The organism is Nocardiopsis baichengensis YIM 90130, from assembly GCF_000341205.1.
GTDB lineage: Bacteria > Actinomycetota > Actinomycetes > Streptosporangiales > Streptosporangiaceae > Nocardiopsis_A > Nocardiopsis_A halophila.
Genome location: NZ_ANAS01000009.1, coordinates 49,195 through 70,973, shown reverse-complemented (window position 1 = coordinate 70,973; position 21,779 = coordinate 49,195). Strand labels below are relative to the sequence as shown.

Below are 21,779 nucleotides of genomic sequence, written 5' to 3'. Positions count from 1 at the left end.
ATCACGGGGCCCGGTACGGGTTCCGGGCCGTTGCCGACCGGTAGGGGTCCGGCCCGAAACAGGCGCGGCGGTGGTCGGGGGGAGGTGACGCGGCTGGGCGAATTGGTACGCTGTGCTCCCCAAGTGCCCCATTTCAGATCGTGGTGCACCACGCCTCACCCCCTCATGAGGCGGGCCCCGGCGCGCACGTCCCCCCACCCTCGGCGTCGAGCGGCCGCCGCCGGGTCCCCGCGGACCGGCGGTGTCCACCGGAGTCCCCCTCGCCCCGTCCGGGCGCGGGCCGCCCCCGCATGAGGGCCACGTCCATCACCCGAGGCGGTGAACGAAAGGTTGCGAGGGTCCGTGTCGACACGAGCGGCGAGAACCGAGGCCGACGCCCCGCAGGCCCAGAGCGGCCCGCCGGAGGGTGCGGCTCCCCCCGTACGCGCCGGCCGCTGGTGGGCGCCGCGCAACTGGAGGGTGCGCACCCGCCTGGTCGCGCTGATCGTCATTCCCACCGCCACCGCGCTGGTCCTGGGCGGGCTGCGGGTCGGAGAGAACGTGGGCGAGACCGTCACCCACGACAACATCCAGCAGATGGCGACCCTCGGCAAGGACGTCGTCGGGCTCACCACCGAGCTGGGCAAGGAGCGGCGCGCCGTCGCGGCCTACATCGCCGACGACCGCAACCCCGACGACCGCTCCTCCGAGCTCGAGCGCGAGCTGCAGGAGCAGATCAAGGCCACCACCCGGGCCCAGACCGCGGTCACCGACCGGCTGGCCGGCCTCGGCGACGTCGGCGGCGAGCTCGCCCAGGACCGGCGCGACCGGATGGTCTCCTCCCTGGACGGCCTGGACGGGGTCCGCGACGAGGTGCAGACCTCCACCATCACCGTGCTCCCGGCGGCCACCAAGTACCGCCAGGTGATCAACGCCCTCAACGAGTTCAACCAGACCATCGCCGAGGGCACCGACGACACCGGGCTGCGCGAGAGCGTGCGCTCGATGACCTCGCTCAACCGCGCCCGCGAGCACCTGTCCTACGAGTCGGCGCTGATGCTGCACTCGCTGATCCGCGGATCGATGTCCGGCGGCGTGCAGGAGGCCGTGCAGAACACGCGGTCCCGCTACGACAACGAGATGCAGAACTTCAGCGCCAGCGCCACCCCGAGCCAGCGCCAGATGTACGAGTCCACCTTCACCGGGCTCGAGGTCAGCCAGATGATCACCACCCGCCAGCGGGTGCTGATGCGTGCCGACAACGGCACCGCGCTGACCGGCGGCAGCCGGGCCGACAGCCCCGAGGGCTACGCCGAGGTCTCCGAAGAGGCGCTCTCGCTGGCCCAGGAGGGCGACGACAAGATGGCCGGCCTGGTCATCGACCAGGCCGGCGAGCTGCGCCAGCAGGCGCTGGTGCGGGCGCTGATCGACTCGGCGCTGGTGCTGGCCGTCATCGGCGCGGTCTTCGCCGTCACCTCCATGGTGATCCGCTCGCTGCTGCGGCCGCTGCGCCTGCTGCGCGAGGGCGCGCTCAAGGTCGCCGACCGGGACCTGCCCGACTCCATCAGCCGGATGAAGGACACCACCACCACGCCCGACCGGGTCACGGTGTCCCCGATCGACGTGGGCACCCGCGACGAGATCGACGAGGTCGCCCGCTCCTTCGACGAGGTCCACCGGGTGGCCATGCGCCTGGCCTCCGAGGAGGCGGCGCTGCGCTCCAACGTCAACGCCATGTTCGTCAACCTCTCCCGGCGCAGCCAGACCCTGGTCGAGCGGCAGCTGCGGCTCATCGACGGCCTGGAGCAGAGCGAGCAGGACTCCGAGCGCCTGTCCGACCTGTTCCAGCTGGACCACCTGGCCACCCGCATGCGGCGCAACGCCGAGAACCTGCTGGTGCTCTCGGGCCAGGACAACACCCGCAAGTGGGCCCAGCCGGTCCCGCTGGTCGACGTGCTGCGCGGCGCGGTCTCCGAGGTCGAGCAGTACGACCGGGTGAACGTGCGCGCCCCCTCCGACGTGTCGGTCCTGGGCCGCCCGGTCAACGACGTCATCCACCTGGTCGCCGAGCTGGTGGAGAACGCCACCTCCTTCTCCTCGCACGACACCCAGGTCTCGGTCACCGCGCGGGTGCTCGACGACGGCGGCGCCCGGGTCGAGGTCACCGACAGCGGCATCGGCATGGCCCCCGAGGAGATCGAGGAGACCAACCGCCGCCTGGCCGAGCCCCCGGTGATCGACGTCGCGGTCTCCCGCAGGATGGGCCTGTTCGTGGTCAGCCGCCTGGCGGCGCGGCACGGCATCCGGGTCCGGCTGGGCCAGGCCCAGGGCGGCGGCATCACCGCCTACGCCGACTTCTCCCCCGACCTGCTCATCACCCCGGTCGACCCCGCGGCCCCGGTGTTGCCGCAGGCCCCTGCGGTGCCCGACACCTACGCCGAGGCCACCGCCGCCTTCGCGGCCACCCCGGCCGCGGCCGAGCCGGACGACCCCTGGGGCGCCGACGGCGAGGACCCGCTGCCCAAGCGCCGCCCCGGCGGCAACATCGGCGGCGAGCCGGGCGAGGCCCCCGCCGAGCACCCGCCCTCCGGCGAGGACCTGTGGTCGGCCGGGTGGAACACCGGCCGCGCCTCGGCGGCCCCCTCCACCCCCTCCACCCCCTCCACCCCCTCCACCCCCTCCGAGCCGCCCGCACCGGAGCCGCCGGCCTCCGCGCCGGGGCAGAGCCGCTCGGCCGGGTCGCTGTTCGACCCGACCGGCACCGGGCCGCTCCCGGCGGCACCGCCGCCCGGCCCGGCCGACGACCGGTCGCAGGAGACCCAGCCCCAGCGCGAGTCCCGGCCCTGGCCCGGACCGGCGGCCGAGCCCCCCGCGCAGACGCCCCCGGAGGCGCCCGCCGCCCCCGCCCCGGCGGCCGGATCCGGCCCCGGCGACGGCCACGGCTGGTGGCAGGACCGGCCCGCGGAGGTCGCCGAGTCCTGGCGCGGCACCGAGGACAGCGGCGTCGCCGAGCCCGAGGCGCGCGAGGGGTACGGCTCCACGGCCTACCTGTCCCGCCGCTACGGGCGCGGCCAGGGCGCCGGGCAGAACACGGTGGTCCCGCCCTCGCCGGAGAGCGGGTCGGAGGCGCTGCCGATCTTCGACGCCATCGAGTCCAACTGGTTCAAGCGCCGCACCTCCGGCCCGGAGACCGGACCGATGCCGGCCCACGCGTCCAGGGGCGCTGCCGCCCCGCAGGCCCCGCAAGAGCCGCAGGCCCCCCGGGCCCAGCAGGCCCCCGAGGCCCCGGCCGCGCCGCAGCCCGCCGCCGAGCCGCCGCCCGCGGCCCCGGCGGCCGGAGAGGGGGCACCGGGCCACTCCGAGGACGGCTGGCGCTCCGACGCCGACCGCGGCTGGCAGGCCGCGCGCAGCGCGGCGGAGCCCATCGCGGGCGGGCTGACCGATTCGGGGTTGCCAAAACGCGTTCCCAAGGCAAACCTTGTTCCCGGTACGGCGCCGCAGCCGGAGAACGTCCGGCAGCTGCCGAACCGCTCGGCCGACCGGGTGCGCAACCGGTTCTCGGGCCTGCAGCGCGGGGTCCGGGAGGGGCGCACCCAGACGGGCGAGTTCCACCGCGGCGAGGGCCCCGCCCCCGGGGAACGGCCGCAGGGGGAGCGGTAGTGTTCGTCCCCGCGCCCGCGCATGGCGGCCGGTGCCCGCCCCGGCGGGGCCGCCGGACATCACGGGTGGGTGATGAATTAGCATCATCCGCACTTATCGCGACATTCAGCACCATAAAGTCACTACCGAGCACGACGTGGCCCGGACGGCGGATCCTCCGCCGCGGGGGCCGGGATGGACAGGAGCACTTCGGATGAGTCAACCGGTGAACGAGCTGAACTGGCTGATCACTGACTTCGCCAACCGGGTGCCCGATGTCGCTCACGCGATCGTCGTGTCCTCCGACGGGCTCCCGCTGGCCTCCTCGGCCGGGTTCCCGGCCGACCGGGCCGACCAGCTCGCGGCCATCGCCTCGGGCCTGTCCAGCCTCACCCAGGGGGCGGCACGGGTCTTCGAGGGCGGCGCGGTCGCCCAGACCGTGGTCGAGATGGAGCGGGGCCTCATGCTGATCATGGCGATCAGCGACGGGTCGTGCCTGGCGGTGCTGGCCGCCGCCGAGTGCGACCTGGGGCTGGTGGCCTATGAGATGACCCTTCTCGTCGAGCGGGCCGGCCGGGCGCTGACGCCGGCGGCGCGGACATCGGACATGCACTGAATCCACCACCCCTGATCCACCACCGACAGGAGGATTGTGGTGGCACCTCACAGCAGAGATGCCGGGAGCGCCTCGTGGTTCGGGCAGCAGCCGGCCGGCGCCCCAGCGGCGCCGGGGCCGCCCCCGAGCGGCGTCGACGCCCCACGACCCAGTCAGCAGCCGGGGGAGCGGCAGCCCCCTCCGGCCAACAACTCCCCCAGTTCGCTGGTCCGTCCCTACGCTGTCACGCGGGGACGGACCAAGCCCAAGGCACAGCTGCCGATGGAGGCGCTCATCTCGGCGACCGCCGCGGCACGCGAGGAGATGGCGACCCTGACACCGGAGTGCCAGGCCATCGGCGACCTGTGCCGGGAATGGCGCTCCGTGGCCGAGATCAGCGCGCTGCTGCGGATCCCGCTCGGCGTTGCCCGCGTTCTCGTGGCCGACATGTCCGAGCAGGGGCTGGTGCAGATCCGGTCGTCGCTCGAATCCGACAGCCGGCCCAACGTCAACCTGCTTGAAAGGGTGCTCAGTGGACTTCGCAAGCTCTAGCCCGGCCGAGGAGGGCGGTGCTGCTGCGAGCGCGATGACGTCGGTCAAGATCGTCGTCGCCGGAGGCTTCGGCGTCGGCAAGACCACGTTCGTCGGCTCGGTCTCCGAGATCGTGCCGCTGACCACCGAAGCGGTCATGACCAGCGCCAGCGTGGGCGTGGACGACCTGGCCAAGACGCCGGACAAGCAGACCACCACGGTCGCCATGGACTTCGGCCGGGTCTCGCTCGACTCGGACCTGATCCTCTACCTGTTCGGCACGCCCGGCCAGCACCGCTTCTGGTTCATGTGGGACGACCTGGTCAAGGGCGCGATCGGCGCGGTGGTGCTGGTCGACACGCGGCGCCTGGCCGACTGCTTCCCCGCCATCGACTACTTCGAGGAGGCGCGGCTGCCCTTCGTGGTGGCCATCAACGGCTTCGACGGGTACTACCCGCACGGCGCCGACGAGGTGCGCGACGCCCTCACGCTCAGCCCGCAGATCCCGATCGTGCAGGTGGACGCCCGGGACCGCGGCTCGACCAAGGCGACGCTGATCACCCTGGTGGAGCACGCGATCTCGGTGGGCGACCACGGCGCCGGCCAGGCCGCCTCGACCGGTGGCCAGGGCACCTGGCGCTGACCGTCCGAGGCGGCGGCCGGGGCGCGTTCGACGGACCCGGCTAGGACGCGTCCCCGAGCAGGGCGACGGCCCGCACCGGCGCCCCGTCCCCGGACTCCAGGCGCAGCGGGAAGGCGCAGAAGCGCGCCCCCGGCGCGTCGGCGGCCGCCAGGCCGCGCAGGTTCTCGATCACGGTGCCGCCCGCGCCGAGCACCGCCAGGTGGGCGGACCAGTCCTCGCCGCCCCGCCCGGCGTAGGGCGTCTCGTCCGGGCTCAGCGTGTCCAGCCCCACCGTGCGCACGCCCCGCGCCACCAGGAGGCGGGCGGCGGCGCCGGACAGGTAGGGGTGGTCGTAGTAGGCCTCGGTGCCGTAGTGCCGGTCCCACCCGGTGCGCACCAGCACGACCGCCCCCGGCTCCAGGCGGTCCTCCCACGGCCCGAACGCCTCCGGGCCGATCGGCGTGCGCGGCGCCAGGCCGGTGGCGTCCACCACCACGGCGGGCCCGGTGAACAGCTCCAGCGGCAGGTCGCCCAGCCGGGGCCCGTCGGAGAGGAAGTGGTAGGGCGCGTCGGCGTGCGTGCCGGTGTGCGAGCCCAGGTCCAGGCGGACCGAGTTGTAGCCGTCGGCGGCCAGCGTGCAGGCCGGCGAGACCACCGGCGGGGTGTCGCCCGGGAAGACCTGTGTGCCGGGTCCCACCGGGTGGCTCAGGTCGATGACGCGCGCGCCGCCTGCGGCCGCGGGATCGGTGGCCATGGGGGCTCCCTTCTGTGCTCGGCGGGTATCGTCCGCCCATTCAACAGGGCACCATGGAGGGGATGACTTCCGAACCCGACCCCGGCGCCAACGCGATGACCGACCGGTTCCGCCAGGTCGCCGCACGCGTCCTGGACGCCCTGCTGGAGGACGCCCCGGACCTGGCCGCCGTCCTGGGCGACCCGCGCTTCGCCGGGCGCCTGCTCGACCCCTCCGAGGCCGCCGAGGCCGAGCGCGTCGGCCTGTTCTCCGACGCCCTGGGCGCCCTCGACGAGATCGACGACACCCTGCTGCCCCCCGGCGACCGGGTCGACCTGGAGATGCTGCGCTCGCACGCCGGCTCCCAGCTGTGGCGCGCCGCCGAGCTGCGGCCCAGCGGCTACGACCCGCTGGCGCTGCTGCCCGACGAGGGGATCGCCGCCCTCGCCGCGGCCACCGGCCCCGACCTGGCCGCGGCCCTGGCCGAGCGCTGCCGGGCCCTGCCCGACTTCCTGGAGGCCGCCCGCGAGCGGCTGACCGCCGGGCCCGGGATGCCCCGCCCCAACGCCGAGGAGGCCGCCGGCCGCGCCCTGCGCACCGCTGCGGTGCTGGAGGCGGCGCCCCTGGACGCGGGGGCCGAGCCCGGGGCCGCGCAGGAGCGCGCGGACGCCGTCCGGGCGCTGCGCGAGCACGCCGCCTGGCTGCCGGCCGCCGCCGACCCCGGCGCCGACGCCCGGCTGGGGGAGCGGTCCTACGCGGCCCTGCTCTGGTACGGCCTGGACGCCCAGATCGACCCCGACACGCTGCTCACCCGGGCCGAGAGCGACCTGCTCGCCGCCGAGGAGGAGCTCGCCGAGGCCGCGGACGCCTTCGGCGGCGGGGGAGCCGGCGCCGACCGGATCCTGGACGGGCTGGGCCGCCTGGAGCGCGAGTTCGCCCCGCTGGAGGGGGAGGCCGCGCGGCGGGCCGCCGAGCACGGGCGGGCCTGCGCCCGCGCCCGCACCCGGGACCTGGGGCTGCCCGGCGCCGAGGGGGTGCCCTTCGCGCCCCTGGCGACCCGCGCCCGCGACGGGTCGGCCCTGCGCGCCCCCGAGCTGTACCTGGCCGCCGCCCGCGACGACGCGCCCGGCCGCGCCTACCTGCGCGCCCGGGAGGCCGAGTGCGCCGCCCACGCCCCGGTCCGCCGCGCCCTGCGCAGCGCCGTGTTCGACGCCGGCTGGGCCGCCCTGGCCCAGGGCCTGCTGGACGGGGCCGGCTGGGGGCTGGACGACGGCCGCGCCGAGGCCGCCGTGCGGCTGGTGCACCGCAGGGACCGCCTGCGCACCGCCGCCCGCGCCGTGGTGGACGTGCGGGCGCACGCCCGCGACATGACCGAGGGCGAGGCGCGGGGCCTGCTGGTCGACCGGGCCCGGCTCACCGAGGCCGAGGCGGCCCGCTCCTGGAGGGCCGCCCTGGCCGAGCCGACCCGTGCGGCCGCCGACTACGTGGGCCGCCGCGAGGTGGCCGACCTCGACCGCGACCTGGCCGTGGAGGACCCCCAGGCCGCCCCCGCCGAACGCGCGGCCGTGCTGTCCGCGCACGGCGCGCCCCCGCCCCGGCTGCTGCGCGAGCCGCTGGGCCTGGCCCCGCCGCGGTGACGCCGCCGGGCACGAGGGGACGGGGCGCCGGACTCGCGTTCGCGTCCGCGGGCGCATCCCGCTAGCATCCGCTTGCCCGCCCGGTCCCGGCCCCGACCGGAACCGACCCCTCACTCCCCGGAGCAGCGCCCATGGCGACCGATCTGGTCATCGGTTTCTTCACGCTCACCGCGCTGGAGATCGTCCTCGGGATCGACAACCTCGTCTTCATCTCGATCCTGTCCGACAAGCTCCCCGCGCACCAGCGCGACCGGGCCCGCAAGATCGGCATCGGCCTGGCCCTGGTCGGCCGGCTGGCGCTGCTGGGCTGCATCTCCTGGATCATGGCGCTCACCGAGCCGCTGTTCACCCTCTTCGGGCACGGCTTCAGCGGCCAGTCGCTGATCCTGCTGGTCGGCGGGTTCTTCCTGATCGGCAAGGCGACCTACGAGATCCACGAGAGCCTGGAGGGCGAGGAGGACCACGCCGGCTCCAAGGTGCGCGCCGCCTTCGGCGCGGTGCTGCTGCAGATCGTCGCCCTGGACATGGTCTTCTCGCTGGACTCGGTGATCACCGCCGTGGGCATGATCGGCGACAAGCCCGGCGGCATCTGGGTCATGGTCGCCGCCGTGGTCATCGCGGTCGTCGTCATGCTCATCGCCTCGGGGCCGCTGGCCCGCTTCGTGCAGTCCCACCCCACCGTCAAGATGCTCGCCCTGGCCTTCCTGCTGCTCATCGGCACCACCCTGGTCGCCGACGGGCTGGGCTTCCACGTCCCCAAGGGCTACATCTACACGGCCATGGGCTTCTCCCTGTTCGTCGAGGTCCTCAACATCTTCGCCCGCAAGCGGCGCGCGGCCGCCCGGCCGGTCAAGCTGGCCAGCCGCTACTCCGAGGAGCACGGCGGGAGCACCGGCCCGGCCGGCCCCGAGGGCTCCGACGGCTCCGCCGAGGCCTCCGGACAGGGCTGACCCCGGCGCCGGTGCCGGGCGCCGTCGCCTATGCTGGGGCCGACGGCAGGCGGACGGAGCAGGCGGACGGAGACGGACGAGCGTGCGATGAGCGGTGCTGACCAGGACGTCCAGGACGGGGCGGACCCCGACGGCTTCCAGCGGCTGTGGACCCCGCACCGGATGGCCTACATCCAGGGGGAGGACCGGCCCGCCGGACCGGCCGCCGACGACGGCTGCCCCTTCTGCCGGGCCCCCGGCCTGCCCGACGCCGACGGCCTGGTCGTGCACCGCGGCGAGCACGCCTACACGGTGATGAACCGCTACCCCTACAACAGCGGCCACCTGCTGGTGTGCCCCTACCGCCACGTGTCCGGCTACACCGGCCTGGACGCGGCCGAGACCGCCGAGGTCGCCCGCCTCACCCAGGAGGGCATCACGGCGCTCACCGCCGCCTACGGCCCCCAGGGCTTCAACGTGGGCATGAACCTGGGCACCGCGGCGGGCGCGGGCATCGCCGCCCACCTGCACCAGCACATCGTCCCCCGCTGGGGAGGCGACACCAACTACATGCCGGTGGTCGGCCAGACCAAGGTGCTGCCCGAGATGCTGGAGCAGAGCCGGGCGCGCATCGCCGGGCACTGGCCGGCGCGCTGACGGGCGGTGGTCCGATGGCACCCGTGCTCATCTACGACGGCGACTGCGGGTTCTGCACGGCCAGTGCCCGCCTGGCCGCCGAACGCGTGGCCCCCGGGCTGCGCACCGTCCCGGCGCACCGGGCCGGCCTGGCCCCCGGGCTCCGCGAGCGCGCCGGCCGGGAGGTGCTGCTGGCCCACCCGGACGGGCGCCGGGTCTGGGGCGGCGCCGACGCGGTGGCCGCGCTGCTGGTGGACGGCCCCCGCGCCCCGCTGCGCCCGGTCGGCGCCCTGATGCGCCTGCCCGTCCTGCGCGCCCTGAGCGCGGCCGCCTACCGGTGGGTGGCCGCCAACCGCCACCGGATGCCCGCGGGGACGGCCGCCTGCGCGGTGCCGCGGGACGGCTGACGGGCCCGCCGTCCCCGGGCGGGGCGGCTCGCCGCCCCGCCCCGCAGCCCCTACGATCGTGAGAAGTCATGCTGAGATTCCTGCGTCCCGCGGTCGGCCGGGTCACGCTGCCCATCGGGCGCGCCCTGGCCCGCCTCGGCGTCACCGCGAACATGGTCACCCTGACCGGCACCTTCGGGGCGGTCGCCGCCGCCCTGGGCCTGCTGCCGCTGGGAGAGCTGTACATCGGCGCGGTCGTGGTCACCGTCTTCGTGCTCTTCGACATGCTCGACGGCGCCGTCGCGCGCGCCTCGGGCCGGGAGAGCCGCTGGGGCGCCTTCCTGGACTCCACCCTGGACCGCCTCACCGACGCCGCCGTCCTGTGCGGCCTGGCCGTGTGGTTCTACACCGGCGGCGCCGACCCCCTGCTCGGCGGCCTGGCCATGTACGGCATGGCCACCGGCTTCGCCGTCTCCTACATCAAGGCCCGCGCCGAGGGGCTGGGCGTCAACTGCGACGTGGGGGTGGCCGAGCGCAGCGAGCGGCTGGTCATCGCGCTCACCGCCACCGGCCTGGCCGGGCTGGGCGTGCCGCACGCCCTGGACGCGGGCCTGTGGCTGCTGGCGCTGCTCAACACCGTCACCGTGGCCCAGCGCCTGATCGAGACCCGGGCCCGGCTCACCGAGCCGGGCGGCGGCGCCGGGGCCGGCGACCGGCAGCCCGCGGGCGGCGCCGGCGGGCAGGGCTGAGCGGTGGACGAGCGCGTGTCGGCGGCGGCCTACGCCGCGGGGTGGCGGCTGGTCCGCGAGCTGCCCGAGCGGCCGGGGCGGGCCGCCTTCCGGGCGATGGCCGACCGCGCCTGGCGGGCCCGCGGCCCCGGGGTGGCGCGCCTGGAGGCCAACCTGCGCCGGGTGGCCGGCCCCGCGGCCACCGCGCCCCAGCTGCGCGCCCTGTCCCGCGCCGGGATGCGCTCCTACATGCGCTACTACTACGAGATGTTCCGGCTGCCGGCCATGGACGCCGGCACCGTGCTGGGCCGCACCCGCGCCGAGGGCATCGAGGCGCTGGAGGCGCGGCTGGCCCAGGGGCGGGGCGTGGTCGCCGCGCTGCCGCACATGGGCAACTGGGACCACGCCGGGGCCTGGATGGCGCTCCGCGGCACCCCGCTGACCACCGTCGCCGAGCGGCTGCGCCCGCAGAGCGTCTTCGACCGGTTCACCGCCGTGCGCACCGGCCTGGGCATGGAGGTGCTGCCGCTGGAGCCGGGCCGCGGCAACGGCGCGGTGACCGGGACCCTGGCGCGGCGGCTGCGCGAAGGGCGCCTGGTGTGCCTGCTGGCCGACCGCGACCTGACCGAGGGCGGCATCGGCGTGGAGTTCTTCGGCGAGGCCGCCCGCATGCCGGCCGGCCCCGCCGCCCTGGCCGAGCGCACCGGCGCCGCCCTCATGCCGGTCTCGCTGTGGTACGAGGGCGCCGAGTGGCGCATCCGGGTGCACGGGGAGGTCCCCGTGCCCGACCTGGCCGACCGGCGCGCCCGGGTGGCGGCGATGACCCGGTGCACGGCGCGGGTCTTCGAGGAGGCCATCGCCGCCCACCCCGAGGACTGGCACATGCTGCAGCGGGTGTTCACCGCCGACCTGCACGGCCCGCCGCCCGGCGCGGCCGTCCTGCCGGACGCGGGCCGGGCGGTCCGGTAAGGTGCGCGTGACCGGCGCCCGAGGGCCCGCGGCGCCGGAACGGGACGAAGTCCCCTGGTCGCGGCCGGGGGAGCGCGCCAAGGTGGAACCCCCGTGGTCGGCGGAGACGGCCGGAGGCGGTGATCGGCGATGAGGGTGGGCCTGGTCTGCCCCTACACCTGGGAGGTGCCCGGAGGCGTCCAGCAGCACGTGGGCGACCTGGCCGAGGCGCTGATCGGCCTGGGCCACCGGGTCTCGGTGCTGGCGCCGTGCGACGAGGGCGCCGGGGAGGCGCCGCCCCCGCACGTGGTCTCCGCCGGACGCGCCGTGCCGGTGCCCTACAACGGCTCGGTGGCGCGGCTGGCGTTCGGCGTGCGCGCCGCCGCCCGGGTGCGCCGCTGGCTGCGCGAGGGCGCCTTCGACGTGCTGCACGTGCACGAGCCGGCCGCGCCCAGCCTGTCCCTGCTGGCCTGCTGGGCCGCCGAGGGCCCGATCGTGGCCACCTTCCACACCTCCAACCCGCGCTCGCGCGCCATGGCCGCCTCGGCGCCGGCGCTGCGCACCGCCCTGGAGAAGATCAGCGGGCGCATCGCCGTGTCCGAGGCCGCCCGCCGCACCCTGGTCGAGCACCTGGGCGGGGACGCGGTGCTCATCCCCAACGGGGTGGCGGTGCACCGGTTCGCCGCGGCCGAGCCGCTGCCGGGCTGGCCCGGGCCGGGCGGCGCGATCGGCTTCCTGGGCCGCCTGGACGAGCCGCGCAAGGGCCTGCGGGTACTGCTGGAGGCCTTCGCCCGGCTGGGGCGCGAGCGCCCCGGGCTGCGGCTGCTGGTGGCCGGGCCCGGCGACGCCGAGCAGGCCCGCGCGGCGCTCCCGGCCGGCCTGCGCGCGAACCTGGTGGCGCTGGGCCGGGTGAGCGAGGCCGACAAGGCCCGCGCCTACCGCTCGGTCGACCTGTTCTGCGCGCCCAACCTGGGCGGGGAGAGCTTCGGGATCGTGCTCACCGAGGCCATGTCGGCCGGGGCGCCGGTGCTGGCCAGCGACATCCCGGCGTTCCGCAGCGTGCTGGGCGGGGGACGGGCCGGGGAGCTGTTCGGCACCGGCGACCCCGCCGACCTGGCCGCGCGCGCCGCCGCGCTGCTCGACGCGCCGGAGCGCCGGAGCGGGCTGTCCCGCGCCGCGCAGGAGGCCGTGCGCGCCTACGACTGGCGCACGGTCGCCGCGGACGTGGTCCGGGTCTATGAGACGGTGCAGCCGGCCGGGGCCTCCGCGGTGGCCGCCGACGGCGGGACGGGGGGATAGGCCATGGCCGTGTGGGCGGCCTGGGCGGCGCTGGGCCTGCTGGCCGTGGTCCTGGTCTCGTTCTACGTCTCCTGGCGGGCCGGCCGGCTGGACCGGCTGCACACCCGGCTCGAGACCGCCTGGGCGGCGCTGGACGCGGCGCTGAGCCGGCGGGCCGCGGTGGTGCAGGAGTTCTCCGCCGGCCCCTGGGTGGAGCCGGCCTCGGCGGTGCTGCTGGCCGACGCGGCCGGGGCGGCCCGCCGCGCCGGGGACGCGGGGGCCTCGGGGGCCGAGCGCGAGCTGGCCGAGAGCGACCTGTCGCGGACCCTGCGCGCGGTGCTGGAGGAGCCCGGGCTGGCCGCTGCCTGCCCGGGCGGGCAGGCGGCGCTGCGCGAGGTGGAGGCGGCCGCCAAGCGGGTGCTGCTGGCGCGGCGCTTCCACAACGATGCGGTGGCCCACACCCGCCAGGCCCGCTCCCGGCGGCTGGTGCGGGTGCTGCGCCTGGCCGGCGGGGCGCCCCTGCCGGAGTTCTTCGAGATCGACGACGAGCCCCCGCGCATCCCGGGCTCCTTCGGAGCGCTGTGAGGCGGCCCGCTAGGGTGACAGACTGTCGAAAGCGCGGGGGAGAACGTGCCGTTATGTCCCGAAGCGGGCGTCTTGGGTGAACTACCATGGACCCCGGGGTCCTCGGCGGCGCCCCTCGCGCCCCGAGACCCGACTGACGCATCCTCCGCGCCCCCGCGCAGAACGCGGGCGCCCGCAGAACATGGAGTCCGCCACCGTGGCCAACACCGCTGAGAACGACAAGACGGTCGGTACCACCCGCGTGAAGCGCGGCATGGCAGAGCAGCTCAAGAACGGCGTGATCATGGACGTGGTCACGCCCGAGCAGGCCAGGATCGCCGAGGACGCCGGCGCCGTCGCGGTCATGGCCCTGGAGCGCGTCCCGGCCGACATCCGCAAGCACGGCGGCGTCGCCCGCATGTCCGACCCGGACATGATCGACGGCATCGTCGAGACCGTCTCCATCCCCGTCATGGCCAAGGCCCGCATCGGCCACTTCGTCGAGGCCCAGGTCCTCCAGGCGCTCGGGGTGGACTTCATCGACGAGTCCGAGGTGCTCACGCCCGCCGACGAGGCCCACCACATCGACAAGTGGGCCTTCACCGTGCCCTTCGTCTGCGGCGCCACCGGCATCGGCGAGGCCCTGCGCCGCATCGCCGAGGGCGCGGCCATGATCCGCTCCAAGGGCGAGGCCGGCACCGGCAACGTCGTCGAGGCCACCCGCCACATGCGCTCCATCCGCGGCGAGATCAAGCGCCTGGGCACCCTGGACGAGGCCGAGCTGTTCGGCGCGGCCAAGGAGATGCGCGCCCCTTACGACGTCGTCAAGGAGGTCGCCGAGCTGGGCAGGCTCCCGGTGCCGCTGTTCTCCGCCGGCGGCGTGGCCACCCCCGCCGACGCCGCCCTGATGCGCCAGCTGGGCGCCGAGAGCGTCTTCGTCGGCTCGGGCATCTTCACCTCCGGTGACCCGGCCAAGCGGGCCGACGCCATCGTCCAGGCCACCCTGCACTACGATGACCCCTCCGTGGTCGCCAAGGTCTCCCGGGGCCTGGGCGAGGCCATGGTCGGCATCAACCTGGATGATCTGGAGGACTCCCAGCGTTACGCCGGCCGCGGCTGGTAGCGCGTCCCCGCACCGCCGCACCTGTGAAATGCCAGCCGTCTGCGAGGTCGTCCCCGTGTCCGCACCGTCGTCCGCCGCCATCGGCGTGCTCGCCCTGCAGGGCGACACCGCCGAGCACCTGCGCGTGCTCCGCGGGATCGGCGCCACCGCCGTCCCCGTCACCCGCCCCGGCGAGCTCGACCAGGTCCAGGGCCTGGTCCTGCCCGGCGGCGAGTCGACCACCATGGCCAAGCTCGCCGAGCGCTACGGGCTCCTGGAGCCGCTGCGCAAGCGGGTGCGGGCGGGCATGCCGGCCTACGGCACCTGCGCCGGGATGATCCTGCTGGCCGACCGCATCGTCGACGGTGCCCGGGACCAGCGGACCGTCGGCGGCATCGACATGACCGTGCGGCGCAACGCCTTCGGACGGCAGAGCGAGTCGTTCGAGACCGGCGTCGAGATCGAAGGGCTGGAGGGAGGGCCGGTCGACGCGGTGTTCATCCGCGCCCCCTGGGTGGAGTCGACCGGCCCCGGAGTGCAGGTGCTCGGCCAGACCGCCGAGGGCGGAGCGGCCGGTAGGATCGTCGCGGTACGACAGGGGAGCCTGCTGGCCACCTCATTCCATCCCGAGCTGACCGGGGACGCGCGTATCCACCGACTCTTCGTCGACATCGTGAAAGGAACGGCATGAGCGGCCACTCCAAGTGGGCCACCACCAAGCACAAGAAGGCCGCGATCGACGCCAAGCGCGGCAAGCTCTTCGCCAAGCTGGTCAAGAACGTCGAGGTGGCGGCGCGTACCGGCGGGGGCGACCCCGACGGCAACCCCACGCTCTACGACGCCATCCAGAAGGCGAAGAAGAACTCGGTCCCGCTGGACAACATCGAGCGCGCCCGCAAGCGCGGCTCCGGTGAGGAGGCCGGCGGCGCCGAGTGGCACACCGTCTGGTACGAGGGCTACGCCGGAGGCGGCGTCGCCCTGCTGGTGGAGTGCCTGACCGACAACCGCAACCGCGCCGCCTCCGAGGTGCGCGTGGCGGTCACCCGCAACGGCGGCTCCATGGGCGACGCCGGGTCGGTCTCCTACCTGTTCACCCGCAAGGGCGTGGTGCTCGTGTCCAAGCAGTCCGCCTCCGAGGACGACGTCACCCTGGCCGCGGTCGAGGCCGGCGCCGAGGACGTCAACGACCTCGGCGAGAACTGGGAGGTGGTCTGCGAGCCCACCGACCTGGTCTCCGTGCGCACCGCCCTGCAGGAGGCCGGCGTGGACTACGAGTCCGCCGAGACCTCCTTCCTGCCCAGCATGGAGGTCCCGGTGGGCGAGGACGACGCCAGGAAGGTGATGCGGGTCGTCGACGCCCTCGAGGACTCCGACGACGTGCAGAACGTCTACACCAACGCCGACATCCCCGACGAGGTCCTGGCGAAGATCGGCTGACGCGGCGCCGGCGCGCCGAGGCGCCGAACGACCGGCACGGCCCCGTCGCCCGCGAGGCGGCGGGGCCGCCGCGCGGTGTCGGACCGCCGCCGGCGCCCCGGTGGTCGTATAGGGTCGGTACCCTGCGAACGGGCGTTCGAGAAGGGGGAGCGGGTGCGGGTACTGGGGATCGACCCCGGACTGACCAGGTGCGGGGTCGGCGTGGTGGACGGGGCGCCCGGGCGCCCGCCCGCACTGGCCGCGGCCGGGGTGATCCGCACCCCCGCCGCCGACGACCTGCCCGCCCGCCTGCTGGCCGTGGAGCGCGGCGTGGAGGAGTGGCTGGACGCCCACGCCCCCGACGCCGTGGCCGTCGAGCGGGTCTTCGCCCAGCACAACCTGAGCACCGTGATGGGCACCGCCCAGGCCTCGGCCGTGGCCATGACCTGCGCCGCCCGCCGCGGACTGCCGGTGGCCCTGCACACCCCCAGCGAGGTCAAGGCCGCCGTCACCGGGAGCGGCCGCGCCGACAAGGCGCAGATCGGCGCCATGGTCGCCCGCATCCTGCGGCTGTCCTCGCCGCCCCGCCCGGCCGACGCCGCCGACGCGGTGGCGCTGTGCCTGTGCCACATCTGGCGCGGCGGCGCCCAGGACCGGCTGGCCCGCGCCCGGGCCCGCATTCCCGCACCCGCTCCCAGGAAGGGGACCGCCCCGTGATCGCGTTCCTGACCGGCCGCGTCGCCGCCCGCCAGGCCGGATCGGCCGTCATCGAGGTCGGCGGGGCCGGCCTGCAGCTGCAGTGCACCCCCGCCACCCTGTCCCGGCTGCGGGTGGGGGAGGAGGCCACCGTGGCCACCGCCCTGGTGGTGCGGGAGGACTCGCTCACCCTCTACGGCTTCGCCGACGCCGACGAGCGCGACGTCTTCGAGCGGCTGCAGACCGCCTCGGGGGTGGGGCCCCGCCTGGCCCTGGCGATGCTCGCCGTGCACACCCCCGAGACCCTGCGCAAGGCCGTGGCCACCGAGGACACCGCCGCGCTGACCGCGGTCCCGGGCATCGGGAAGAAGGGCGCCCAGCGCATCGTGCTGGAGCTGCGCGACAAGCTCGGCGAGCCCTTCGGCGGCGACCCCGACGCCCCCGCCGACGGCGCCGCCGGGCCCGCCTCCGCGGCCACCGCCCACTGGCGCCCCCAGGTGGTGGCCGGCCTGGTCAACCTGGGCTGGTCGGCCAAGGACGCCGAGGCCGCCGCCGACGCCGTGGCCCCCGAGGCCGAGGACGCCGCCCCCGACGTGGCCGAGCTGCTGCGCGCCGCCCTGCGCCGGCTGAGCCGCGCCTGAGACCGGGAGCCGGAGCGCGATGAGCGAGAACGAGCCCCACCTCTACGAGCGCGACGTCGTCTCCCCGGAGGCCGGCGCCGACGACCGCGCCCTGGACGGCGCGCTGCGCCCCCGCATGCTGGAGGACTTCGTCGGCCAGGACCGCGTCCGCGAGCAGCTCTCCCTGGTGCTGCGCGGTGCGCAGAGCCGCGGCCGCGCCCCCGACCACATCCTGATGTCCGGCGGCCCCGGCCTGGGCAAGACCACCCTGGCCATGATCATCGCCAACGAGCTGGGCGCCCCGCTGCGCATCTCCTCGGGCCCGGCCATCGAGCGCTCGGGCGACCTGGCCGCGGTGCTGAGCACGCTGCAGGAGGGCGAGGTGCTCTTCCTGGACGAGATCCACCGCATGGCCCGCCCCGCCGAGGAGATGCTCTACGTGGCCATGGAGGACTACCGGGTGGACGTGGTCGTGGGCAAGGGGCCCGGCGCCACCGCCATCCCGCTGGACATCGCGCCGTTCACCCTGGTCGGCGCCACCACCCGGGCCGGGCTGCTGCCCGCCCCGCTGCGCGACCGCTTCGGCTTCACCGCGCACGTGGACTTCTACCGGCCCGAGGACCTGGAGAGCATCGTGCGCCGCTCGGCCGGGCTGCTCGGCGTCGGGCTGGAGCCCGACGCCGCCTGGGAGATCGCCCGCCGCTCGCGCGGCACCCCGCGGATCGCCAACCGGCTGCTGCGCCGGGTGCGCGACTACGCCGAGGTGCGCGGCGACGGCACCCTGGACCGGGACACCGCGCGCGCCGCGCTGAGCCTGTACGAGGTCGACGACCTGGGACTCGACCGGCTGGACCGGGCGGTGCTGGACGCGCTGCTGCGCCGCTTCCGCGGCGGGCCGGTGGGGCTGTCCACGCTGGCCGTCTCGGTCGGCGAGGAGCCCGAGACCGTGGAGGTCGTCGCCGAGCCGTTCCTGGTCCGGGCCGGGTTCATCGCCCGCACCCCGCGCGGCCGGGTGGCCACGCCCGAGGCGTGGGAGCACCTGGGCGTGACGCCCCCGCAGGCGGCCGGCGGATAGGGTTGCAGGGAACACGGGGACCGGCCCGATCGTTCCCCTTCCGCGGCTGAGCGCCGCGGTGACCGTTCGTCAGGAAAGGACGCCCCGTGCAGGGCACAACGATTCTCGCGCAGCCGGCCGAAGCAGGCCTCGGCGGCGGCAGCCTGCAGTCGATCCTCATGATCGCGCTGCTGGTGCTCGTCTTCTACCTGCTCATCATCCGCCCGCAGCAGCGGCGCCGCAAGCAGCAGATGGAGATGCAGAGCCGTCTGGGCCCCGGCCAGGAGGTGCTCACCCAGGCCGGCTTCTACGGCACCGTCGTCGAGGTGCGCGACAGCGAGGTCGAGCTGGAGATCTCCCCGGGCTCGCGCATCCGCATCCTCAAGGCCGGCATCGCCGACGTCGTTCCCGAGCCGGGCGCCGCCGATGACGACACGCCGGTCGAGGACCGCCCCGACTTCCCGGGCAAGGACCCCGGGAGCGGGGACGACAAGGACGACAAGTAGCACCATCCCCGTCCGCCGGGGTGCGGACCCGCCGCCGCGGGCCCGCACCCCGGCCGACGCGCGCCGGAAGGAACCCCGATGCCCCATTCCCCCGCCGACCTGCAGCGCCTCCTCGATGCCGGGATCCGCGACGTCCCCGACTTCCCCGAGCCCGGCGTGGTGTTCAAGGACATCACCCCGCTGCTGGCCGACCCCGCCTCGCTGCGGGCCGTCGCCGAGGCGATGGCCGCGCCCTTCGCCGGGCGGGTGGACGCCGTGGTCGGACTGGAGGCGCGCGGCTTCATCCTGGCCGCACCCGTCGCCCTGGAGCTGGGCGCGGGCTTCGTCCCGGTGCGCAAAGCCGGGAAACTGCCCGCCAAGACCTACCGCGAGTCCTATGATCTGGAGTACGGCAGCGCGACCGTCGAGATGCACGTCGACGCGTTCGCCCCGGGAAGCCGTGTGCTCGTCGTGGACGACGTGCTGGCCACCGGGGGCACCGGGCGGGCCGCGGTGGAGCTGGTCCAGCGGGCGGGTGGTACCGTCGTGGGATTCTCGGTCCTGATGGAGCTGGGCTTCCTCAAGGGCCGCGAGAGGCTGACCGGGGTAGGCGTGCACGCGCTCACCGAGGCCTGACCCGCCTGGCCTGACCTGCGAGGGCATCGCAGGGGGCGGGCATTACACTTGCGGGCATACTTCGACTGCGACGGCGCGTTGGTACCGGTGAGCCGACCGTTCACGACCAAGACGTCCCGGTGGCCGTCGCAGGGGCGGAGCGACCCCGCCCCCGCGGCCCCACCGGTGGAGCCGCGGGAGGGATGCCCATGCCAGGCGAGGCCACCACGCCGACCGAGGCCGTGCCGGAGCGCACCGCGGCAGCCGCCCCCGTCCTGGAGCCGGCGCCCGAGCGGGCACCGGAGGCCGACCGTGCCCACCCGTCCTCAGGCGTGCGGGTCCGCCGCAGACTCGCACGCCTCGGCGCACAACGGGGTGTGACCATGAACCCGGTACTCGAACCGCTGATCAAGACCGTCCGCGCGACCCATCCCAAGGTCGACGTACGGCTGATCGAGCGCGCCTACGACGTGGCCGCGCACTACCACCGGGAACAGAAGCGCAAGAGCGGCGACCCCTACATCACCCACCCGCTGGCCGTGGCCACCATCCTGGCCGAGCTGGGCATGCAGGAGCCGACCCTGGCCGCGGCGCTGCTGCACGACACGGTCGAGGACACGCCCTACACCCTGGAGTCGCTGCGCGCCGACTTCGGCGACGAGATCGCCGAGCTGGTCGACGGCGTCACCAAGCTGGACAAGGTCAAGTACGGCGAGGCCACCGAGGCCGAGACCGTGCGCAAGATGGTCGTGGCCATGGCCCGCGACATCAAGGTGCTGGTCATCAAGTTGTGCGACCGGCTGCACAACATGCGCACCCTGCGCTACCTGCCGCAGCACAAACGGGAGAAGAAGGCCCGGGAGACGCTGGAGATCTACGCCCCGCTCGCCCACCGCCTGGGCATGAACACCATCAAGTGGGAGCTGGAGGACCTGGCCTTCGCGACCATGTACCCCAAGCGCTTCGACGAGATCGCCCGGCTGGTCTCCGAGCGCGCCCCCCGCCGCGACCTGTACCTGCAGGACGTCATCGAGGCCGTCTCGGCCGACCTGCGCGAGGCGCGGATCAAGGCGACCGTGCGCGGGCGCCCCAAGCACTACTACTCCATCTACCAGAAGATGATCGCCCGCAACTGCGGCTTCGACGAGATCTACGACCTGGTCGCGGTCCGGGTGCTCGTGGACAGCGTGCGCGACTGCTACGCCGCCCTGGGCACCATCCACGCGCGGTGGAACCCGGTCCCCGGCCGGTTCAAGGACTACATCGCGATGCCCAAGTTCAACATGTACCAGTCGCTGCACACCACGGTGATCGGTCCCTCGGGCAACCCCGTCGAGCTGCAGATCCGCACCCGGGCCATGCACCGCCGCGCCGAGTACGGCATCGCCGCGCACTGGAAGTACAAGGAGGACCGGGTCTCCGGCAAGGAGAGCCGCTCCAAGGGCACCGGCGACATGGCCTGGCTGCGCCAGCTCATCGACTGGCAGCAGGAGACCAAGGACCCCGGCGAGTTCCTGGAGTCGCTGCGCTTCGACCTCTCGGTGCAGGAGGTGTTCGTCTTCACGCCCCAGGGCGACGTCATCTCGCTGCCGCAGGGCGCCACGGCGGTCGACTTCGCCTACGCCGTGCACACCGAGGTCGGCCACCGCACCGTCGGCGCCCGCGTCAACGGCCGCCTGGTGTCGCTGGAGAGCGAGCTGCACAACGGCGAGACGGTGGAGATCCTCACCTCCAAGGCGCCCGACGCCGGGCCGAGCAGGGACTGGCTCAACTTCGTCAAGAGCGCCCGGGCCCGCAACAAGATCCGCCAGTGGTTCACCAAGGAGCGCCGCGAGGCCGCGATCGAGCAGGGCAAGGACGCCATCGCCAAGGTGATGCGCAAGCAGGAGCTGCCGATCAAGCGGCTCTTCAGCGGCGAGGCGCTGATCGCCCTGGCGCGGGACCTGCGCTACACCGACGTGGACGCCCTGTACGCGGCGGTGGGCGAGGGGCACATCGGCGCCCAGAACGTAGTGCAGAAGCTGGTGGCCTCCCTGGGCGGCATCGAGAGCGCCGAGGAGGACATCGCCGAGTCCTCGCTGCCCACCCGGGCCGCCCGGGAGCGGCGCCGCCGCCCCTCGGGCGGCTCCGGCGTGGTGGTCGAGGGCGACGCGGACGTGTGGGTGCGGCTCTCGCGCTGTTGCACCCCGGTCCCCGGCGACGCCATCGTCGGCTTCGTGACCCGCGGCAACGGGGTTTCGGTGCACCGCAGCGACTGCGTGAACACCCGCGCGCTGGACCCCGAGCGGATGGTGCAGGTGGAGTGGCAGCCCGGCGAGGACGCCATGTTCCTGGTCGCCCTGCAGGTCGAGGCGCTGGACCGGTCGCGGCTGCTGTCCGACATCACCCGGGTCCTGTCCGACCAGCACGTGAACATCCTGTCGGCGACCGTGCAGACCGGCCGGGACCGGGTCGCGCTGAGCCGCTTCACCTTCGAGATGGCCGACCCGACCCACCTGGGCCACGTCCTCAAGGCGGTCCGCGGCGTGGACGGGGTCTACGACGTCTACCGGCTCAAGAACTGATCCGGGGCGCGCCGCCCTTGAT

General features: G+C 75.0%; 22 protein-coding genes. 21 read left to right on the top strand and 1 reads right to left on the bottom strand.

The features are described from left to right. Positions 1–342: 342 nt before the first annotated feature. The 4 genes from C892_RS28700 to C892_RS0108955 all read left to right on the top strand — a co-directional run bounded on the left by C892_RS28700 (position 343) and on the right by C892_RS0108955 (position 5,387). Positions 343–3,639 carry a sensor histidine kinase gene (locus tag C892_RS28700; protein ID WP_239647317.1) on the top strand — a complete coding sequence of 1,099 codons (3,297 nt, stop codon included), beginning with the start codon at positions 343–345 and terminating at the stop codon, positions 3,637–3,639. Between the two features lie 193 nt (positions 3,640–3,832). Beyond that, positions 3,833–4,234 carry a roadblock/LC7 domain-containing protein gene (locus tag C892_RS0108965; RefSeq protein WP_026124247.1) on the top strand — a complete coding sequence of 134 codons (402 nt, stop codon included), beginning with the start codon at positions 3,833–3,835 and terminating at the stop codon, positions 4,232–4,234. Positions 4,235–4,273: 39 nt separating this feature from the next. Beyond that, complete coding sequence (locus tag C892_RS0108960; RefSeq protein ID WP_394296670.1) at positions 4,274–4,765, top strand: DUF742 domain-containing protein; 492 nt, start codon at positions 4,274–4,276, stop codon at positions 4,763–4,765. Between the two features lie 34 nt (positions 4,766–4,799). Then, positions 4,800–5,387, top strand: coding sequence for a GTP-binding protein (locus tag C892_RS0108955; protein WP_017556904.1), 588 nt, complete (start codon positions 4,800–4,802; stop codon positions 5,385–5,387). Between the two features lie 40 nt (positions 5,388–5,427). Here C892_RS0108955 and C892_RS0108950 read toward each other — a convergent pair whose 3' ends face one another. Then, entirely contained in the window at positions 5,428–6,120 is a 693-nt protein-coding gene (locus C892_RS0108950) for a cyclase family protein (RefSeq protein ID WP_017556903.1), read from the bottom strand. Positions 6,121–6,182: 62 nt separating this feature from the next. Here C892_RS0108950 and C892_RS0108945 point away from each other — a divergent pair, with 62 nt between their 5' ends. From C892_RS0108945 to C892_RS0108865, 17 genes are all read left to right on the top strand, one after another. Continuing rightward, complete coding sequence (locus C892_RS0108945) at positions 6,183–7,736, top strand: DUF885 family protein (protein ID WP_017556902.1); 1,554 nt, start codon at positions 6,183–6,185, stop codon at positions 7,734–7,736. A 131-nt stretch (positions 7,737–7,867) separates the two neighbouring features. Then, positions 7,868–8,686, top strand: coding sequence for a TerC family protein (locus C892_RS0108940; protein WP_017556901.1), 819 nt, complete (start codon positions 7,868–7,870; stop codon positions 8,684–8,686). 87 nt (positions 8,687–8,773) lie between these two features. Next, complete coding sequence (locus tag C892_RS0108935; RefSeq protein WP_017540352.1) at positions 8,774–9,322, top strand: HIT family protein; 549 nt, start codon at positions 8,774–8,776, stop codon at positions 9,320–9,322. A gap of 14 nt (positions 9,323–9,336) precedes the next feature. Beyond that, positions 9,337–9,708 (top strand): thiol-disulfide oxidoreductase DCC family protein, encoded by a 372-nt coding sequence (locus tag C892_RS0108930; protein WP_017556900.1) that lies wholly within the window; start codon positions 9,337–9,339, stop codon positions 9,706–9,708. Positions 9,709–9,776: 68 nt separating this feature from the next. Continuing rightward, positions 9,777–10,436, top strand: a complete 660-nt coding sequence (pgsA, locus tag C892_RS0108925) for a phosphatidylinositol phosphate synthase (RefSeq protein ID WP_017540354.1) — start codon at positions 9,777–9,779, stop codon at positions 10,434–10,436. A 3-nt stretch (positions 10,437–10,439) separates the two neighbouring features. After that, positions 10,440–11,384, top strand: coding sequence for a phosphatidylinositol mannoside acyltransferase (locus tag C892_RS0108920; protein WP_017540355.1), 945 nt, complete (start codon positions 10,440–10,442; stop codon positions 11,382–11,384). A gap of 129 nt (positions 11,385–11,513) precedes the next feature. Beyond that, positions 11,514–12,662, top strand: coding sequence for a glycosyltransferase family 4 protein (locus C892_RS0108915; protein ID WP_017556899.1), 1,149 nt, complete (start codon positions 11,514–11,516; stop codon positions 12,660–12,662). 3 nt (positions 12,663–12,665) lie between these two features. After that, positions 12,666–13,226, top strand: coding sequence for a hypothetical protein (locus C892_RS0108910; RefSeq protein WP_017556898.1), 561 nt, complete (start codon positions 12,666–12,668; stop codon positions 13,224–13,226). Positions 13,227–13,407: 181 nt separating this feature from the next. Next, positions 13,408–14,328: a pyridoxal 5'-phosphate synthase lyase subunit PdxS gene (pdxS, locus tag C892_RS0108905; protein WP_017540358.1), complete on the top strand. Its 921-nt coding sequence runs from the start codon at positions 13,408–13,410 to the stop codon at positions 14,326–14,328. 55 nt (positions 14,329–14,383) lie between these two features. Further along, the gene (gene pdxT, locus C892_RS0108900) at positions 14,384–14,998 is read left to right on the top strand and encodes a pyridoxal 5'-phosphate synthase glutaminase subunit PdxT (protein WP_017556897.1); all 615 of its coding nucleotides are present in this window, start codon (positions 14,384–14,386) and stop codon (positions 14,996–14,998) included. Continuing rightward, positions 14,995–15,744 (top strand): YebC/PmpR family DNA-binding transcriptional regulator, encoded by a 750-nt coding sequence (locus C892_RS0108895; RefSeq protein ID WP_017540360.1) that lies wholly within the window; start codon positions 14,995–14,997, stop codon positions 15,742–15,744. The genes pdxT and C892_RS0108895 overlap by 4 nt, the downstream gene beginning before the upstream one ends. A 153-nt stretch (positions 15,745–15,897) precedes the next feature. Continuing rightward, positions 15,898–16,440 carry a crossover junction endodeoxyribonuclease RuvC gene (gene ruvC, locus C892_RS0108890; protein ID WP_017540361.1) on the top strand — a complete coding sequence of 181 codons (543 nt, stop codon included), beginning with the start codon at positions 15,898–15,900 and terminating at the stop codon, positions 16,438–16,440. After that, on the top strand, positions 16,437–17,060 hold the full coding sequence (gene ruvA, locus C892_RS0108885) for a Holliday junction branch migration protein RuvA (protein ID WP_017556896.1): 624 nt from the start codon (positions 16,437–16,439) through the stop codon (positions 17,058–17,060). Before ruvC ends, ruvA begins: the two co-directional genes overlap by 4 nt. Before the next feature lie 19 nt (positions 17,061–17,079). Further along, positions 17,080–18,114, top strand: a complete 1,035-nt coding sequence (gene ruvB / locus C892_RS0108880) for a Holliday junction branch migration DNA helicase RuvB (RefSeq protein ID WP_017540363.1) — start codon at positions 17,080–17,082, stop codon at positions 18,112–18,114. An 86-nt stretch (positions 18,115–18,200) separates the two neighbouring features. Then, entirely contained in the window at positions 18,201–18,599 is a 399-nt protein-coding gene (gene yajC / locus C892_RS0108875) for a preprotein translocase subunit YajC (protein WP_017540364.1), read from the top strand. 78 nt (positions 18,600–18,677) lie between these two features. Beyond that, positions 18,678–19,214 carry an adenine phosphoribosyltransferase gene (locus tag C892_RS0108870; RefSeq protein ID WP_017540365.1) on the top strand — a complete coding sequence of 179 codons (537 nt, stop codon included), beginning with the start codon at positions 18,678–18,680 and terminating at the stop codon, positions 19,212–19,214. A 362-nt stretch (positions 19,215–19,576) separates the two neighbouring features. Continuing rightward, on the top strand, positions 19,577–21,757 hold the full coding sequence (locus C892_RS0108865; RefSeq protein WP_026124244.1) for a RelA/SpoT family protein: 2,181 nt from the start codon (positions 19,577–19,579) through the stop codon (positions 21,755–21,757). The last annotated feature ends 22 nt before the right edge of the window (positions 21,758–21,779 follow it).